This window comes from Luteimonas sp. MC1895 (genome assembly GCF_016457215.1).
Lineage (GTDB): Bacteria > Pseudomonadota > Gammaproteobacteria > Xanthomonadales > Xanthomonadaceae > Luteimonas.
This window is the reverse complement of the sequence record NZ_JAEMDY010000003.1, coordinates 110,357-126,206: the sequence shown is the minus strand read 5'-3', so window position 1 is coordinate 126,206 and position 15,850 is coordinate 110,357. Positions and strand designations below refer to the sequence as shown.

Sequence of the window (15,850 nt, the reverse complement as noted above, 5' to 3'; positions counted from 1 at the left end):
TTACATCACCGCCAGCTCCACGTTCGACAGGATGCCGTGGTACTGCTCGCGCAGCCGCACCTTGCGCGCGAAGTCCGCGATGATGTGGCTGCTGAAGTCGACGCCGGTCAGCTCCTCGGCCATGTTGATGCCGCCGGGCGTGTCGACGTTCACCTCCATCAGCTTGTCGCCGACGATGTCGAGGCCGGCGAGGTACATGCCGTCGCGGATCAGCTTGGGCGCCACCGCCTCGGCCAGCCGCAGCGCGTCGGCATCCGGCTCGGCGAGCTCGATCTTGCCGCCGGCGCTGATGTTGCTGCGCGCGTCGCCGCTGTCGTTGTAGCGGCGGAAGCAGGCGTAGCGGCCGTCAACCTGCAGCGGGCGGCCGTTGAGCGTCAGCAGGCGCAGGTCGCCGTCGGCGGCCTTGGGCAGGTATTCCTGGGCGATGGCATAGCCGTCGCGGGTCGCCGCCTCGATCATCTGGTTGAGGTTGGCGGCCTCGCCATCCTTGACCACGAACACGCCGTGTCCGCCGGAGCCCTGCAGCGGCTTGATCACGCCGCGGCCGCCGTGGGTGGCGATGAAGGCGCGCAGCTCGTCGGGGTCGCGGCTGATGCAGGTGACCGGGCGCACTTCCTCGGGGAAATGCTGGAAATAGGTCTTGTTCGAAGCGTTGGTGAGATGGAAGGGGTCGTTGAGCACGATCACGCCGCGCCGGGTCACCAGCTGGGCGAACAGCAGCGCGCTGTTCGACGCCCAGGGACGGTCGACCAGTTCCTCGGCCGGGTCGCTGCGCAGCATCAGCACGTCCAGCTCTTCCACGCTGATGCGCTGGGTGGCGGCCTCGTCGCCCTGGATCTCGTCCAGCAGCGCCTGGTCGTCGGCGTAGGCGCTGCCCGACGGCAGGTGCGCCATGGCGCAGACGCTGCCGTTGGCGTCGTAGATGAAGTCCGCCAGTCCGATCAGCGCCACGCTGTGTCCCTGGTTGGCCGCGGTGCGTGCAAGGCGGATGGTGGTGTAGTTGTCCTGCTCGGTGGCGACGTCGTTGACGACGAACCCGAGGCGCAGTGGACGGTCGCTCATGGCGTGGGATCCTGCATGGGAAGGGAAGGGGGATGGGCGTGGTGCAGTGCCTCGAGGGCGGTGCCGCGACAGCGCTCCAGCGACTGCTCGAAGCCCTCGGCCGAGGCGTAGCGGGGCAGGAGCGCCGGCGCGACCACCCAGCCGGCATCGGCCAGCTGTTCGAGGACCACGAGGTGGTCGAGCGCGAACTTGCCCGCGAACAGCAGCTCGAAGCTGCCGCCCGCGCGCAGGTGCTCCAGCAGGTCGCGCAGGCCGCGCAGGTAGACCGCGTCCTTGGTCAGTCCGCCGCCGCGGCAGGCGCGCACCGCGATGTCGAAGGCGTCGGCGGTGGAGAACGCGTGGGTGTCATGCAGGCAGGCGAAGATGGCCGGGATGTCCTCGCCGTGGATCGCCATGTCGGCGGCCACCACGCGCGCGGCCAGGACGCGCAGCCGTTCGCCCGGGAGGTAGCCGGCAAGGAATTCGGCCAGTACGCCCAGGCCTTCCTGCAGCGGGTCGTAGTGGGCAAGGCCCACGGAGAGCTGTCGCAGCGGCTGCTGCAGGCCGTTGTGGCGGGTCAGCACGTGGGTGCCGACCTCGTGCTGCACGAGGGGCTGCAGCCGCGCGCGCGGCAGCCGCAGGCGGGCGTCCAGGTACAGGCGGCCGTGCGAGACCATCATCAGCGAACCGATGTCCGCGTCCACCACCACGTCCAGGCTGAAGCCCGGCGCACGTTCGCGGTACCAGGCGACTTCGTCCTCGATCGCGGCGACCACGGCATCCACGCCGGTGTCGGCTTCCAGCGGCTCGCCGTCACCGACGCCGGCGAGGATCTCGCGGGCGACAGCCAGCAGGCCCGCCTCGACGCCGCCGAAGAGATCGATGCTCGCGCCCACGAAGCCGTCGGTGCCGCGTAGCCGGACCAGTTCGATCATGCGTGCGAGTTCGCGCTGCTTCTCGCCGAGCACGCCGGCCAGCAGGGGTGATTCGATGTCCCCGATCGGCAGCGCCAGCAGGCGCTCGCGCATCACCTCGAGCCCGGCCGGCGGATCGGCGTAGCGCAGCGGCGCGACGCGGGTCCGCCCCGACGCCTCGAAATCGTCCCAGAGTGCGTCGGTGCCGAGCGGCGTGAGCGCGATCAGCCAGTCCAGCCCGGCATCCAGCTCGATGAGCGCGGCGTCGACCTCGGCCGCCACGGGTGGCAGCGGCCGCGGCGACGCGGCTGTCGCGAGGCGCGCGCTCACGACCTGGCCCTGAAGTCGCCGCGGACCGCGTCCACCGCCACCCGCAGCCCGTCGCGCAGGGCATAGAGTGCGGCGATGTCGACCTGGCCGCTGTGCTCGTCCATGAAGATCTTCTTGTACTCGGGCGAGATCGTGCACACCCGTCCGCCCCAGCGCGAGTACACCCACTCCGGGAAATCGCCGCCGGTCGGGAAGCGCACGTTGGCGCGCACGTCGGGCACGCGGCCGCCGATGGGCGTCGCCTGCAGCGCCGAGGTGAAGCGCCTGGCGACATCGCCCCAGCGCTCCGGGTCGGCGGTCGTCAGGCCCAGCTCGATGTCGGGATTGCCGTCCTGCGGCGCGGCCTCGCCATCGGGACCGTCGCGGCGGTGGTTGTAGCTGTGGATGTCGACCAGCAGCACCGCCTCCCAGCGCTCCAGCAGCCGGTCCAGCAGTTCGGCGAACATCGAGCGGAAGCGGTCCCAGCCCGCGAGCGAGCGCGCGATCTCGGCCTCCGGCAACGGCCTGCGCCAGACCTCCAGCCCCCAGCAGTCCTCCGGCCGGGCATAGACCGCGCCCTTGCGCGGGCGGTTGTGGTCGAGTTCGAAGCGCGAGGACGGGACCTGGATGCGCACGTCGCCGACCTCGGTCAGCACGCCGGTCAGCGGGTCCTCCTCGCGGAAGCGTGCCGCGTCGGACAGGGCCAGCAGCGACCGCAGCGCCGGACGGATGTGGTGCCCGTCGTGGATCGCCGTGGCGACGACCGGTCCATCGGCCACCGCGATGTTCCATTCGCGCGCCGCGTCGGAGGGAATCGGCAGCTCGCTGCCGGTGAAATAGCGACCGCGTGCGGCCGTGACGTCTCGCAAAGCCATGGGCGGCGATGCTGGCAGCCCGGCAATGATCATGCCGTGACCATGGGCGGCGCGTGGCGTGCGCGGTGTGGAGCGCCCCACCCGCCGACGTTGTGGACACGCGAACGCTGCGAAGCTCCGCTGATGCCGACACGCACGATGCCCATGCACGCGACGTCCGCCCGCGAAACCTCTACCCGCATCACGTCCGCCCGTCCCAGGGCTCCGCGCACGATGGCCGGCCGTGCCAGGTCCAGGCGCCTGATCGCGATGGTCGTGCTGGCGGCGTTTGCGCAGCTCGCGTGTGGCAGGACGCCGGAGAGCGCGCTGTCGCAGGCTCCGCGGACGCACGCGACGCAGTCGACGCAGATGCCAGCCGCTGCGCTGGAGGTGCGGCGCTGCTCCACCGGTCCCGACGCCCGGGACCTGTCCACGACGGTCGAAGCCCTGCTGGAGGACGCCGATGCGATCGCGTCGCTGCGCGCGGTCGTCGTCGCCCGCAGCGGCGTCGTCCTTGCCGAGCGCGGCTACGACGGCGCGCGTCCGGACACGCCGGCCAACATCAAGTCGGCGTCGAAGACGGTGATGTCCGCGCTGGTCGGCATCGCGATCGACAAGGGACTGCTCGACGGCGTCGACCAGCCCATCGCGCCGCTGCTCAAGTCGGATCTCCCCCGGGATCCCGACCCCCGGCTGGCACGCGTGACCATCGGACACCTGCTGTCGATGCAGGCCGGACTGGAGCGCACGTCGGGACCGTATTACGGCCGCTGGGTGAGCAGCGACAACTGGGTGCGCGATGCGCTCGCGCGCCCCTTCGTCGACGAGCCCGGCGGCGGGATGCTGTACTCGACCGGATCGACCCACCTGCTGTCGGCGATCCTGGCGCGTGCCAGCGGGCGGCCGGTCCGCGAGCTCGCGCGCGAATGGCTGGGCCCGCAGGCCGGCTTCGTCATCGCGTCCTGGGACCGCGACCCGCAGGGCATCCACTTCGGCGGCAACAACATGGCGATGGACACGCGCTCCCTGCTGGCCTTCGGCGAGCTCTACCGCAGCGGCGGCGTGTCGCGCGACGGGCGTCGCCTGCTGTCGCAGGCGTGGATCGATGCATCGTGGCAGCCGCGGACCCGCTCGCGCTTCACCGGCGACGGCTACGGTTACGGTTGGTTCCTGCGCAATATCGCCGGTGAGCCGGTGCGCTACGCCTGGGGCTATGGCGGGCAGATGCTCTACGTCGTTCCGTCGCTGGACCTGGTGCTGGCGATGACGTCGGACGATGGCGTCGCGTCGGCGCGCAGCGGCCATCGCGACGCGCTGCACGCGCTGGCAGGAGCGATCATCGAGGCGGTCGGCTGCAGCCCGTGAAGCGGCCTGGCGGCTGCCGGACGGCCGCCTGCCTGTGCTAATGTCGTTCGATCCTGCGGAGCCGGGGGGGAAAGGGGTCCCGGCCAGACCATGGACGTTCGAACATCTAAGGGGACACCACGATGCTGACGCTGCTCGACCTGATGAGGAAGCTCGCGAGCGATGCCGCGCTCGCCGCGGAGTACGAGAAGGATCCTGACTCGGTGGTGCGGCGCTCCGGCCTCACCGACGAGGAGCAGAAAGCGATGCTGTCCAAGGACTACGCGTCCATCAAGAAGCTTACCGGGCTGACCGACGGACAGTTCGCGACCAACCACATCGTGAAGGCGTACTAGCCGCCGTCCTCGCCGCCGTCCGCTGACGACCGCCAGTCCATGAGCCGGCTGGTCCGCATTGTCGCCATCCTGCTGCTGGTGCTGGCGGGACCGCGCGCGTTCGCCAACGATGCCCTGGAAGCGCAGGTCGCGGAAATCGAGCAGCTGTCGATTTCCGCGCACTGGCGCGAATCCGAGCGCAAGGTCGACGACCTGGCGACGCGTCTGGACGAACTCTCGCCGGAACAGCGCGCGCGGGTCGAGTTCGTGCGCCTGCGCAACCTCGGGCTCGCCGGCAGGGAACCCGCGGCGCTCGAGGGATTCGCCCGGCTGCTGCAGCAGCAGGAGATCTCCCCGGCGCAGCGCGTGCGCGCCTATACCACCGCGATCAGCATCGCCGCCAACGTCGAGGACTGGCCGCGGGCGTTCGGCTGGCTGAGCGAGGGCCTGGAGTACCTGCCGGACGCCCCGGAGAGCGCGCCCGCGCTGCTCGGCGTGGCCAGCTACCTGCACACCCTCGTGGGCGAGATCGGCAAGGCGCGCGACCTGGCGCGCCAGGGACTGGACGCGGTCGAGTCCGGTGGGGACGCGCGTGCGCGCTGCCTGGCCATTGCCGACCTGGCCATGGCCGAGGACCACGCGGGCAACTTCAGCGAGGCCGAGGCCTGGAGGCGCCAGCAGCTCGAGGCCTGCCAGGCGGCCGGCGACCTGGTTTTCGTCGCCAACGCCAAGTACGGCGTGGGCAAGATGGTCGCCGCCCAGGGCCGGCCGGAAGAGGCGCTGGAGTGGTCGCGCCAGGCGCTTGCCGAGTTCGAGGCCGCCGGGTTCACCGCCGGCAGCTGGAGCGCGCGGCTGGAGATGGCCGGCAACCTCATCGCGCTCGACCGCGACCTGCGCCGTGCGGAGAGCCTGCTGCTGGACACGCTGGAGTACTACCGCGGGCAGAAGACCGAACTCGCGGTGGCCGAGACCGAGCGCCTGCTGGCCAGGCTGGCCGAGCAGCGCGGCGACAACGCCGGTGCGCTCACCCACCTGCAGCGCGCGATGGCGGCCCAGGAGGTCGCCGAGCGTGAATCGCGCGAACGCCGGCTGGCCTACCTGCAGGTCGAGTTCGACACGCGGCTGAAGGAGCAGCAGATCGCGCTGCTCGAGGCCGAGAAGGAGCTGGCCGCGCTGCAGGTCACCGCCACGCAGCGCCGGCAGTGGCTGCTGGGCCTGGGCATCTTCGGCCTGATGGCGACCGCGCTGCTGCTCCTGCTGCTGCTGCGCCACAGCTCGCGCGAGCGGGGCCGCTACCGCCGGCAGTCCGAACGCGACGGACTGACCGGCCTGTTCAACTACCAGCAGGTGCGCATGCGCGGGAGCGAAGCCTTCAAGCGCGCGCGCCAGGGCAACCGTCCATTCACCGCGATCATCGCCGACATCGACCTGTTCAAGCAGGTCAACGACCGCCATGGACATGCCGCGGGCGACGAGGCGCTGCGCTGCCTCGGCGGCTGGATCAGCGAGGTGGTCGGCAACGACGGCATCGCCGGACGCAGCGGCGGCGACGAGTTCACCATCCTGCTCGAGGGCAGTGCCGCCGACGCCGACGCGCTGATGCAGCGGCTGCGCGAACGGATCGGGCCGGTCACCGTGTTCGGACAGACCTTCAGCTTCAACCTCAGCGCCGGCGTCTGCCAGTACGACGGCAGCACCAGCACCCTCGAGCAGCTCATCCACAACGCCGACCAGGCGCTCTACCGGGCCAAGCACGGCGGCCGCGACCGCGTGGTCCGCGCGCAGGGCGAAGGCGCGCTGCAGGACGAGGGCCCGCGCGGCTCGCTGGTGGTGGTGGGCAGCGGCATCCAGTTCGGCCGCCACGCGAGCGAGCGCACGCTGTCCGAGATCCGCGAGGCCGAGGTGGTGTTCTGCCTGGTCGATCCCTTCGCCCTGGGCATGATCCTGGGCTTCCGGCCGGACGCGGTGAACCTCGGGATGCATTACGCACCGGGCAAGGACCGGCGCGAGACCTATCGCGAGATCGACGCCGCGATCATGGCCGAGGTCGAGGCCGGCCGGCAGGTCTGCGCGGTGTTCTATGGCCATCCCGGCGTCTTCGCCGACGTGCCGCATGCGGTGGTCCGCAAGACCCGCGAACTCGGCCTGCCGGCGCGGATGGAGCCCGGGATCTCGGCCGAGGCCTGTCTCTACGCCGATCTCGGCGTCGATCCGGGGCTGCGCGGCGTGCAGTCGCTGGAAGCCACGCATTTCCTCATCCACGAGCGCGAGCCCGATACCGCCGCGCTGGTGCTGCTGTGGCAGGTGACGCTGGCGGGCGACCTGTCCTGCACCCGCCTGCATGCGGAGCCGGAAGGCCTCGAGGCCCTGGTGGCCAAGCTGCTGCGCTGGTATCCGGCCGACCACGAGGTGGTGCTGTACGAGGCGGCGCAGCTGCCCATCGACGCGCCGCGCATCGAGCGCCTGCCGCTGTCGGGCCTGCCGACGGCGCACTACGAGGAATACACCACCCTGGTCATCCCGCCACTGCGCGTGCCGCGCAGGGTGCAGGCGACGGGCTGACCGCGCCGCAGCCGACGGCTGTCGGCGAGCGGTCGGCGAGTGCTGCGGGCCTACTTCGGATCGAGCAGCGGCTTGCGCGGCATGCGCTCTTCGCGCATCGCCGCGTGGTACGCAAACGAGGCGACGATCGCCGCGGCCTGCTTCAGGTCCTCGGGCTCGATGTGGTCCCAGGTGTCCAGGTGGGTGTGGTGGACGTTGGTGAAGTAGTCCAGCCGGTCCTGGATGAACTGGAAGCCGGGCAGGCCGACGCGGTCGAAGGCGATGTGGTCGGTGCTGCCGGTGTTGCGGGTCGCGACCGTGGTCGCGCCGACGTCATGGAACGGCTCCAGCCAGGCCTTGAAGACCGGCATCGCCGCCAGGTTCTCCTGGGCGTAGATGCCGCGGAAGCGGCCCGAGCCGTTGTCCATGTTGAAGTAGACCGAGAAGCGCTCGTAGTCGCGCGTCTTCTGCAGCGGGCCGGTCGGCTCGCGCAGCGACGCCGGCAGCGCCTTCTGCGCCGGGTCGGCCGGCTCCGGGTAGGCCGCGAAGTGGCGGGCGACGTAGTCCTGCGAACCGACCAGGCCCTGTTCCTCGCCGCTCCACAGCGCGACGCGGATCGTGCGCTCGGGACGGGCGCCCACGGCCTTGAGGATGCGCATGGCCTCCATCATCACCGCCACGCCGGCGGCGTTGTCCGCCGCGCCGGTGCCGGTGTGCCAGGAATCCAGGTGCGCGCCGATCATCACGATCTCGTTGGCCTTGCGCCCGCGGCCGGGGATCTCGGCGATGGTGTTGTGGCCGGGCTGGTTGGCCTCGTCGGTGAAGCGCGCGTCCACGTTGACGCGCAGGCGCACCGGCTGGCTGGCCTCGAGCGCGCGAACCAGCGGATTGAAGTGCTCGGCGATCATCGCCAGCTCCGGGATTCCGATCGGCTCGCCGGCCTTGCGCGACCCGCCGCCCGCCACGCGGATGATGCCGTTGTCCCAGCTGCTGATGCTGATCGCGGCCAGCGCGCCTTCCTCGGCGAAGAAGCTGTTGACGGCGCGGGTGAGCGCCTGGCGCTCGCCATATTCCTTGACCCGCTTCGCGCGGTCCGCGGCGGCCGACCTGGGCACGGTGAACTCCTGCAGGCCTTCCAGCGAAGTGGCGTCGTGGCGGTGCGAGTCCGGCTCGGTGCCGCGCTTGTACTCGCGCGCCTCGCCCAGCAGCAGGATCTTCCCGCCCAGCGTGCCGCGCAGGGCGTCGATGTCGGACAGCTTCTTGATGTCCACCCGCACCAGTTCGCCCTCGACCGGTCCGTTGGTGCCCGGCGTCCAGGCCTTGGGCAGGGCATGCAGCGGCTGGACGCGCTCGCCCAGCATCTCGACGCTGGCGGCGCTGAACTCCCAGCCGCGGCCGAAGTCGTCGAACGCGTCGTCGTGGACGTTGGCCAGGCCCCATTCGCTGAACTTGCCGCGGGTCCAGGCGTTCGCTTCGGCCATCTGCGGCGAGTTGGTCAGGCGCGGGCCGATGGTTTCGGTGAGGTGGCTGAAGGTCGCCATGACCTGCGAGTTGTGGAAAGCCTCCTGGCGGATCCGGCTGACCATGTCCAGGTCGACGGGCTCGTTGGCCATCGCCAGGCCACTGGCACCGAGGAGCACCGCCACCGCGCAACGCTTCAACATCCTGATTCCTTCCGCGCCGGAACGTGGCGCGCCAAGCCCCGGACTGTAGCGGTGCGGGACCTCGCGATCACCCGCCTTTAGTCACGCACGGGCACCTGCGGCACGCGGCCGCCTGCCAACGCCGCGCGGCGTTTGCTACGCTTCCACATCGTTTCCGGATCCTGCGTCGTGCCCATGATGTCGTTGCTGCGCGCCGCGCTGGTCCTGTCGCTGATCGCCATCCACACCGTGCTGCACGCCGCGCCGCTGCTGCTGCTGGCGCTGTTCAAGGCGCTGCTGCCGTTCGCGGGCGTGCGCAGGGCGCTGGGCCGCGCGCTGTCGGCCATCGCCGAAAGCTGGATCGCCGCCAACACCTGGATGATCGACACCCTGACCGGCACCCGCTTCCACGTGTCGGGCGACGAAGGGCTGATGTACGACGGCCACTACCTGGTGCTGGCCAACCACCAGAGCTGGGTCGACATCGTGGTGCTGCAGAAGGTGTTCAACCGCCGCATCCCGCTGATGCGCTTCTTCCTCAAGCAGCAGCTGTTCTGGGTGCCGGTGCTGGGCCTGGCCTGGTGGGCGCTGGATTTCCCCTTCATGGGCCGCTACAGCCGCGCGCAGATCGCCCGCGATCCGGGCCTGGGGCAGCGCGACATGGAGGCCACGCGCCGCGCCTGCGAGAAATTCCGCGAGATGCCGGTGGCGGTGATGAACTTCGTCGAAGGCACGCGCTTCACGCCCGGCAAGCACGCGCGCCAGGCATCACCCTACCGCCACCTGCTCAAGCCCAAGGCGGGCGGCGTGGCCTTCGTGATCGACGCCATGGGCGATGCGCTGCATGCGCTGCTGGACGTCACCATCGTCTATCCCGCGGGCCGGCCGACGATGGTCGACCTGATGGGCGGGCGCATCCCGGAGGTGCACGTGGTCGTGCGCCAGCGCCCGATTCCCGATGCCGCGGAGATGGGCGGGCGCTACCAGGAGGACCGCGCGACGCGCGCGCGCTTCCAGCAGTGGCTCAACGGGCTCTGGCAGGACAAGGACGCCACGCTCGAGCAGCTGTCGGGCCGCTGACCGGCGCTCAGTCCGGCGCGTGTTCCGGCGTGTCGGGCCGCGGCTCGGTCGCCGCCTTGGCCTCGCGCTCGGCGCGCTTCCTGGCGTCCTTCTCGTCCTGCTTCTTCTTCTTGGCCAGCTCGCGCTGGCGTTTTTCGAATGAGTAGTTGGGCTTTGCCATGGGTCACCGGAGGGGAACAGGACGCCCAGTGTACGAAAACGCGGCTCCGATGCAGCAGCCGCCGGCCGCGCCGGGGTCAGAACATCTGCAACGGTATGTTGCGGGCGTTCCGGTCGGCGTAGTCCTCGCGGATGGCGCGGCAGTAGGGCCCGGCCATGAGGAACCGGCGGCAGACCTCGGGGCGCGCGTCGTAGATCGAGCAGCCGCGGCCGGCCGGATCCACCGCCACGCACCAGCCGAACTCGTCGCGCGCCATGACGTGCAGCCCGGCGTCGGTGTAGTCGGTGAGGTGCTCGGCGATGTCATCGCCGGCCTGCAGCACCACGGTCATGCGGCAGCAGACGGCGTCGCAGCTCGCGCAGCTGATGGTGGCCGCGGGCGCGGGCGGAGCTTCGAGGGCGGGAATGTGGGACATCGTCACGGCGCGTGATAGGCCGTACACCCTACCGCGGCGCGGGTGAACCGCCGCCATGGAGCGGGCTGCCGATAGAATCGGTCCAGGCCTTCCGCGGGGAGGCAACCGGGGAATGGCCATGAAGGTCTGGATGCGCAACGTCGCGGCGGTGCTCGCGGGGCTGGTGGTCGGCAGCGTGGTCAACATGGCGATCATCGCGGTCGGGCCGGCCCTGGCACCGCCGCCGGTGGGCGTGGACACCACCACGGCCGAAGGGCTCAAGGCGGGCATCCACCTGTTCGAGCCCCGGCATTTCCTCGTCCCGTTCCTGGCGCACGCGCTGGGGACGCTGGCCGGCGCCTGCGTCGCCTTCCTGGTCGCCGGCAGCCACAGGGCGGCGTTCGCCTGGACCATCGGCGTGCTGTTCCTGGCCGGCGGGATCGTGGCCGCGGCCATGATCCCGGCCCCGGCGTGGTTTATCGCCGCCGACCTGCTGCTGGCCTACCTGCCGCCCGCGTGGCTGGCGATCGTGCTGGCCAGACGCATCGGCGGGTCCCGACGCGCCATCGCCTGACCGCGCGTGCCCGGGTCCCGTGCTGCTCCCGGGTGCCCGCTCCCCGCTAGCCGACCTCGACCCGCACCGGCCCGGCCCGCGTCTCGCCGATGACCGAGGCCCCGGCGAAGCCCTCGCGGTGGAAGATGTCCAGCACCTCGCCGAGCGCCTGCGGGGCGCATGACACGAGCAGTCCGCCCGAAGTCTGCGGATCGGTGAGCAGGTCGCGCGCGACCGTGTCGAGGTCCGCGCCGAGCTGCACGTGCTCGCCGCAGGCCGCCCAGTTGCGGGCGGACGCGCCGGTGACCACGCCGTCGGCGGCCAGTGCCTGCACGCCCGGCAGCCAGGGCAGGTCGTCGTAGCGCAGGCGCAGGGTGAGGCCCGCGCCGCGCGCAAGTTCGAGCGCATGGCCGAGCAGGCCGAAGCCGGTGACGTCGGTCATCGCGTGCACGCCGTCCAGCGCGGCCAGCGCGATGCCCGGGGTGTTGAGACGGGTGGTGGCGTCGATCATGGCGCGATAGCCGGCAGCGTCGAGCCGGCCGCGCTTCAGCGCCGCGGACTGGATCCCCACGCCCAGCGGCTTGCCCAGCACCAGCAGGTCGCCGGGCCGCGCGTCGACGTTGCGGCGGATGCGGTCGGGATGGGCCAGGCCCATCGCGGCCAGGCCGTAGATCGGCTCCACCGAATCGATGCTGTGGCCGCCGGCGACCGGGATGCCCGCGGCGGCGCAGGCATCCTCGCCGCCGCGCAGGATCCCGGCGATCACCGCGTGCGGCAGCACGTTGACCGGCATCCCCACCAGCGCAAGCGCCATCACCGGCGTGCCGCCCATGGCGTAGACGTCGGACAGCGCGTTGGTGGCGGCGATGCGGCCGAAGTCGTAGGGATCGTCGACGATCGGCATGAAGAAGTCGGTGGTGGCGATCAGCGCCTGCTGGTCGTTGAGGCGGTAGACCGCGGCGTCGTCGGCGGTGTCGTTGCCGACCATCAGCTGCGGCCAGGCACGTGCCGGCGCCGAGCGCTTCAGCAGGTCGGCGAGCACGCCGGGCGCGATCTTGCAGCCGCAGCCGCCGCCGTGGGACAGCGAGGTGAGACGCGGAGCTTTGGTCGCGCCGGCGGGCGCAGGGGTATCTGCGGACATGCTGCACTCGGGTCGTTCGCGCGCGCGCGGCGCGGGATGGCGGAAGGCAACAGGAGTCGAACCTGCCTGGGAGCGGCTGACGCCCCCAACCGGGTTTGAAGCCCGGCCACGCCACCGGGCGCGCTTGCCTTCCATCGTGGTGTCCGCGTGACCCGCGGAGCCCGGGTCACGCTATCACAGGGGATCCGCGGCGGTGCCCAGCGCCTGCAGCCAGGCGCTGTCCGCGCGCACGACGTGGCTGTCGCGGACGCGACGGGTCAGGCCGGTGCGGTCGAAATGCTCCAGCAGCTGGATCGCGCGCTTGCGCCCCAGGCCGGTGGCATCGCGGAAGCCGGCGGCCGCCACCGCGCCGTCGTCGCAGGCCAGGCCGACCGCAAGCGCGGCGAGCGCCTGCATCCGCTCGCGGTGGTAGAACAGGTCGCGCACCACCTGGTGCGCCTCGCCCTGCAGGGCCAGCATGCGCAGCAGGCGGCGCACGCGCTCTTCGGGCGCGTCCTCGATGCGCGCGAGGTCGCGCACCCACGGCGGGTCAAAGCCGCCCGCATCCAGCGCTGCGAGCAGGCGCCGGGCCAGCGCGGCGTCGTCGGCATCCATCGCCACCGTATGCCCCGGCAGATGCAGCCAGGGTCCCTTGCGCTGGATGCGTCCGGCCGCCGCCAGCTCATCGAGGACGGCCTCCCAGAGTGCGGCGGACGCCGTGGGCAGGGCGATGCGCCGCAGGCGGGTGGCTTCGGGCCCCGGTTCGTCGGGCGCGTCGCGGTGGAAGTCGGCCAGCGCCTGTTCGATGCGGGCCTGCAGCGCGTGGCGCGGGCCATCGGCGATCGCGATCGGCGCGCCGCCGCGCGGCCTGAGCCAGCGCGCGTCCGGGGGCAGCTCGAGCTGTCCGGGCGGGCGGCTCGCCAGGCGCACCAGGGCCGCCTCGTCGATGCCGTGCGCGGCATCGCGGAGCAGCGCCGCGAGGCCGCCGCCGTCGAGCATCGCGGCGATCCCGTCCAGCCAGGCCAGGCGCTGCGGCGAGCGCCGGCGTCGCGTCGGCGCCTCCGGATCGAGCACGCGCCCGCCGCCGATGGTGCGGCTGGCCTGGGCGTCGCGGAGGATGAACCGGTCGCCGGGCGCAGCGCACAGCGCCTCGTCGACCACCAGCTGAACGAGGCCCGTCGTCCCGGGGGCCACGCCCGCGTCCGCCAGCGGCACCGCGTGCGCCAGCCGGCGTGCGGTGCCCAGGTGCAGGTGGACCGGTGCCCAGTTGCCCAGCGTGGCAGCGGCGGCATCCAGCAGCTGCAGTTCGACATCGAGGTTGCGCGTGGGCCGGAACGCGCGCGCGTCGGCGATCCAGTCGCCGCGTTCGATCGCGTCGCGCCCGGTGCCGGCAAGGTTCAGCGCGCAGCGCTGGCCGGCGCGCGCCTCGGGGCTCGGCTGGTTCTGGGCATGGATGGACCGCACCCGCACCGGCGTGCCCGCCGGCGCGAGCACCAGCCGTGCGCCGTCGTCACCCGCCTGTGTGCGGCCGCCGAACACCGTCCCGGTGACCATCGTGCCGTGGCCGGGCAGGGTGAAGACGCGGTCCACGGCTAGGCGGAACAGTCCCCCGGCATCACGCCCGGGTGCGGTGCGCGCCTCGTGCTCCAGGTGCCGACGCAGCGCCGCGACGCCCGGGTCGCCATCCGCCGTGGCGTCGGTGGCGAACATGGGCGCACCGGCCAGCGGTCCGTGCTGCAGCAGCGCGGCGACATCGGCGCGCACCTGGTCGACCCGCCCGGCATCGACCCGGTCCGCCTTGCTGATCGCGACTGCGCCGCGCGCCACGCCCAGCAGCCCGAGGATGGCCAGGTGTTCGCGGGTCTGCGGCATCACGCCGTCGTCGGCGGCCACCACCAGCAGGCCGAAGTCGATGCCGCAGGCGCCGGCGGCCATGGTGTGCACCAGCTTCTCGTGGCCGGGTACGTCGACATAGCCGAGCACCCCGCCGTCCGGCAGGGGCGCATAGGCGTAGCCGAGCTCGATCGAGATGCCGCGCGCCTGCTCCTCCTTCAGCCGGTCGGTCTCGACCCCGGTCAGGGCGCGCACCAGTCGGGTCTTGCCGTGGTCGATATGCCCGGCGGTGCCGACGATCACGCGCGCAGCGCCGCCAGTTGCGCGGCGAAGGCGGCTTCGTCGGGCTCCTCCAGGCAGCGCAGGTCGAGCCAGAGCGCATCGTCGGCGATGCGCCCGATCACCGGGCGCGGCAGGCCGCGCAGCGACTGGCCCAGGCCGGCGAGGGCGCGCCCGCGTCCGCGAGCCGCCGCGGGGCGCAGCACCAGGCCGTGGCTGGGCAGCGCTTCGACCGGCATCGCCCCGCTGCCGATCTGGCTCGCCATGGCCGCGTCGCCGACCATCCACGCCGGTCCCAGCGCGGCCTGCAACGGCGCGACCAGGCGCAGCGCCTGGGCGTGCATGGCGGCGGGGCGACGCAGCAGCAGGCGCAGGGTGGTCAGGCGCTCGGGCAGGTGTTCGGGCGCGCGGTACAGGGCCAGCACCGGCTCCAGCGCGGCCAGGGTGAGCTTGCCCACGCGCAGCGCGCGCTTGAGCGGATTCCGGCGGATCTTGCCGACCAGGTCGGCGCGGCCCACGATCAGGCCGGCCTGCGGGCCGCCGAGCAGCTTGTCGCCGCTGAAGGTCACCAGGTCGGCGCCGGCTGCGAGGGTCTCGCGCACGGTCGGCTCGTGCGGCAGGCCCCAGCGCGCCGGATCCACCAGCGAGCCGCTCCCAAGGTCCACGCCAACCGGCAGGCCACGTGCGTGCGCGATCTCCGCAAGGGCGGGCGTGTCCACGCTGCTGGTGAAGCCGGTGATCGCGTAGTTGCTGCAGTGCACCTTCATCAGCATCGCGGTGCGCGGACCGATGGCGCCGGCGTAGTCGCCGGGATGGGTCCGGTTGGTGGTCCCGACCTCGACCAGCTTCGCCCCGGCGCGCGACATGATGTCCGGCACGCGGAAGGCGCCGCCGATCTCGACCAGCTCGCCGCGCGACACCACCACTTCGCGGCGGTTGGCCAGCGAATTGAGCATCAGCAGCACTGCGGCGGCGTTGTTGTTGACCACGGTCGCGGCTTCGGCGCCGGTGAGTTCGCACAGCAGGGCTTCGACCAGGTCGTCGCGGTCGCCGCGCGCGCCGCGCTCGAGGTCGTACTCCAGCGCCATCGGCGAGGACAGGGCCTGGACCACCGACTGCACGGCGACGTCCGGCAGCACGGCGCGGCCGAGGTTGGTGTGCAGCACGGTGCCGGTGAGGTTGTAGACCGCGCGCAGGCGCGGGCGCGCGGCGCGCTCCAGCGTTGCGCCGAGATCTTCGGCGAGCGTGGCGGGCGCCAGCGCGGCGTGCCGGAGCGTCCCCGCCCGCGCCTCGTCGCGCAGCGCCTGCAGTCGTGCGCGCAGCGCCGAGGTCACGCCAGCCAGTCCGTGCGCGGTGGCCAGGGCCGCGATCGCCGGATCCTTCAGCAGGCGGTCGAGCGAGGGAATGTCGCTCGCGCCCGCCGCTGCGTCGTCGTCGGGCACGGTCACGG

Annotated in this window: 14 protein-coding genes and 1 tRNA gene; 5 read left to right on the top strand and 10 right to left on the bottom strand. The window is 72.1% G+C overall.

Going from position 1 to position 15,850, the window contains the following annotated elements; translation table 11 throughout:
* The 3 genes from JG616_RS08600 to JG616_RS08590 are packed head-to-tail and all read right to left on the bottom strand — an operon-like array spanning position 1 to position 3,139.
* The gene (locus JG616_RS08600) at positions 1-1,062 is read right to left on the bottom strand and encodes a hypothetical protein (protein ID WP_199392325.1); all 1,062 of its coding nucleotides are present in this window, start codon (positions 1,060-1,062) and stop codon (positions 1-3) included.
* Positions 1,059-2,285 carry a tyrosine/phenylalanine carboxypeptidase domain-containing protein gene (locus JG616_RS08595; protein WP_199392324.1) on the bottom strand — a complete coding sequence of 409 codons (1,227 nt, stop codon included), beginning with the start codon at positions 2,283-2,285 and terminating at the stop codon, positions 1,059-1,061. Before JG616_RS08595 ends, JG616_RS08600 begins: the two co-directional genes overlap by 4 nt.
* Entirely contained in the window at positions 2,282-3,139 is an 858-nt protein-coding gene (locus tag JG616_RS08590; RefSeq protein ID WP_199361820.1) for an N-formylglutamate amidohydrolase, read from the bottom strand. The genes JG616_RS08595 and JG616_RS08590 overlap by 4 nt, the downstream gene beginning before the upstream one ends.
* A 213-nt stretch (positions 3,140-3,352) precedes the next feature.
* On the opposite strand from JG616_RS08590, the gene JG616_RS08585 reads away from it, so the two are divergent.
* From JG616_RS08585 to JG616_RS08575, 3 genes are all read left to right on the top strand, one after another.
* The gene (locus JG616_RS08585) at positions 3,353-4,483 is read left to right on the top strand and encodes a serine hydrolase (protein ID WP_199361821.1); all 1,131 of its coding nucleotides are present in this window, start codon (positions 3,353-3,355) and stop codon (positions 4,481-4,483) included.
* A gap of 122 nt (positions 4,484-4,605) precedes the next feature.
* A complete protein-coding gene (locus JG616_RS08580) occupies positions 4,606-4,818 on the top strand; it encodes a hypothetical protein (protein WP_199361822.1) in 213 nt (70 codons plus the stop codon).
* A gap of 39 nt (positions 4,819-4,857) precedes the next feature.
* A complete protein-coding gene (locus JG616_RS08575) occupies positions 4,858-7,359 on the top strand; it encodes a diguanylate cyclase (RefSeq protein WP_199361823.1) in 2,502 nt (833 codons plus the stop codon).
* Between the two features lie 50 nt (positions 7,360-7,409).
* Here the strand turns inward: JG616_RS08575 and JG616_RS08570 are convergent, their stop codons facing one another.
* The gene (locus JG616_RS08570; RefSeq protein ID WP_199361824.1) at positions 7,410-9,002 is read right to left on the bottom strand and encodes a M28 family metallopeptidase; all 1,593 of its coding nucleotides are present in this window, start codon (positions 9,000-9,002) and stop codon (positions 7,410-7,412) included.
* 174 nt (positions 9,003-9,176) lie between these two features.
* On the opposite strand from JG616_RS08570, the gene JG616_RS08565 reads away from it, so the two are divergent.
* Entirely contained in the window at positions 9,177-10,061 is an 885-nt protein-coding gene (locus tag JG616_RS08565; RefSeq protein ID WP_343225010.1) for an acyltransferase, read from the top strand.
* Between the two features lie 7 nt (positions 10,062-10,068).
* Here the strand turns inward: JG616_RS08565 and JG616_RS08560 are convergent, their stop codons facing one another.
* Both JG616_RS08560 and JG616_RS08555 read right to left on the bottom strand, forming a co-directional pair.
* Entirely contained in the window at positions 10,069-10,221 is a 153-nt protein-coding gene (locus JG616_RS08560; protein WP_199361825.1) for a hypothetical protein, read from the bottom strand.
* A gap of 76 nt (positions 10,222-10,297) precedes the next feature.
* Positions 10,298-10,636 carry a YkgJ family cysteine cluster protein gene (locus JG616_RS08555; RefSeq protein ID WP_199361826.1) on the bottom strand — a complete coding sequence of 113 codons (339 nt, stop codon included), beginning with the start codon at positions 10,634-10,636 and terminating at the stop codon, positions 10,298-10,300.
* Between the two features lie 118 nt (positions 10,637-10,754).
* Between JG616_RS08555 and JG616_RS08550 the strand changes: the two genes are divergently transcribed.
* The gene (locus JG616_RS08550) at positions 10,755-11,189 is read left to right on the top strand and encodes a hypothetical protein (RefSeq protein WP_199392323.1); all 435 of its coding nucleotides are present in this window, start codon (positions 10,755-10,757) and stop codon (positions 11,187-11,189) included.
* A gap of 46 nt (positions 11,190-11,235) precedes the next feature.
* Here the strand turns inward: JG616_RS08550 and selD are convergent, their stop codons facing one another.
* The 4 genes from selD to selA form a co-directional block, all read right to left on the bottom strand.
* Positions 11,236-12,309 (bottom strand): selenide, water dikinase SelD, encoded by a 1,074-nt coding sequence (gene selD, locus JG616_RS08545; RefSeq protein ID WP_199361828.1) that lies wholly within the window; start codon positions 12,307-12,309, stop codon positions 11,236-11,238.
* A 37-nt stretch (positions 12,310-12,346) separates the two neighbouring features.
* A tRNA-Sec gene (locus tag JG616_RS08540) sits at positions 12,347-12,442 on the bottom strand.
* A gap of 41 nt (positions 12,443-12,483) precedes the next feature.
* On the bottom strand, positions 12,484-14,424 hold the full coding sequence (gene selB / locus JG616_RS08535; RefSeq protein WP_199392322.1) for a selenocysteine-specific translation elongation factor: 1,941 nt from the start codon (positions 14,422-14,424) through the stop codon (positions 12,484-12,486).
* Positions 14,421-15,848: an L-seryl-tRNA(Sec) selenium transferase gene (gene selA, locus JG616_RS08530; RefSeq protein ID WP_343225001.1), complete on the bottom strand. Its 1,428-nt coding sequence runs from the start codon at positions 15,846-15,848 to the stop codon at positions 14,421-14,423. Before selA ends, selB begins: the two co-directional genes overlap by 4 nt.
* Positions 15,849-15,850 lie beyond the last annotated feature (2 nt).

What these genes read in the sequence shown, in the direction of transcription:
- JG616_RS08550 (WP_199392323.1), top strand. Translation starts at nt 10,755, where the DNA reads ATGAAGGTCTGGATGCGCAACGTCGCGGCGGTGCTCGCGGGGCTGGTG.
- JG616_RS08560 (WP_199361825.1), bottom strand. Translation starts at nt 10,221, where the DNA reads ATGGCAAAGCCCAACTACTCATTCGAAAAACGCCAGCGCGAGCTGGCC.
- JG616_RS08575 (WP_199361823.1), top strand. Translation starts at nt 4,858, where the DNA reads ATGAGCCGGCTGGTCCGCATTGTCGCCATCCTGCTGCTGGTGCTGGCG.
- JG616_RS08580 (WP_199361822.1), top strand. Translation starts at nt 4,606, where the DNA reads ATGCTGACGCTGCTCGACCTGATGAGGAAGCTCGCGAGCGATGCCGCG.
- JG616_RS08585 (WP_199361821.1), top strand. Translation starts at nt 3,353, where the DNA reads ATGGCCGGCCGTGCCAGGTCCAGGCGCCTGATCGCGATGGTCGTGCTG.
- JG616_RS08565 (WP_343225010.1), top strand. Translation starts at nt 9,177, where the DNA reads ATGATGTCGTTGCTGCGCGCCGCGCTGGTCCTGTCGCTGATCGCCATC.
- JG616_RS08570 (WP_199361824.1), bottom strand. Translation starts at nt 9,002, where the DNA reads ATGTTGAAGCGTTGCGCGGTGGCGGTGCTCCTCGGTGCCAGTGGCCTG.
- JG616_RS08600 (WP_199392325.1), bottom strand. Translation starts at nt 1,062, where the DNA reads ATGAGCGACCGTCCACTGCGCCTCGGGTTCGTCGTCAACGACGTCGCC.
- JG616_RS08590 (WP_199361820.1), bottom strand. Translation starts at nt 3,139, where the DNA reads ATGGCTTTGCGAGACGTCACGGCCGCACGCGGTCGCTATTTCACCGGC.
- JG616_RS08555 (WP_199361826.1), bottom strand. Translation starts at nt 10,636, where the DNA reads ATGTCCCACATTCCCGCCCTCGAAGCTCCGCCCGCGCCCGCGGCCACC.
- selD (WP_199361828.1), bottom strand. Translation starts at nt 12,309, where the DNA reads ATGTCCGCAGATACCCCTGCGCCCGCCGGCGCGACCAAAGCTCCGCGT.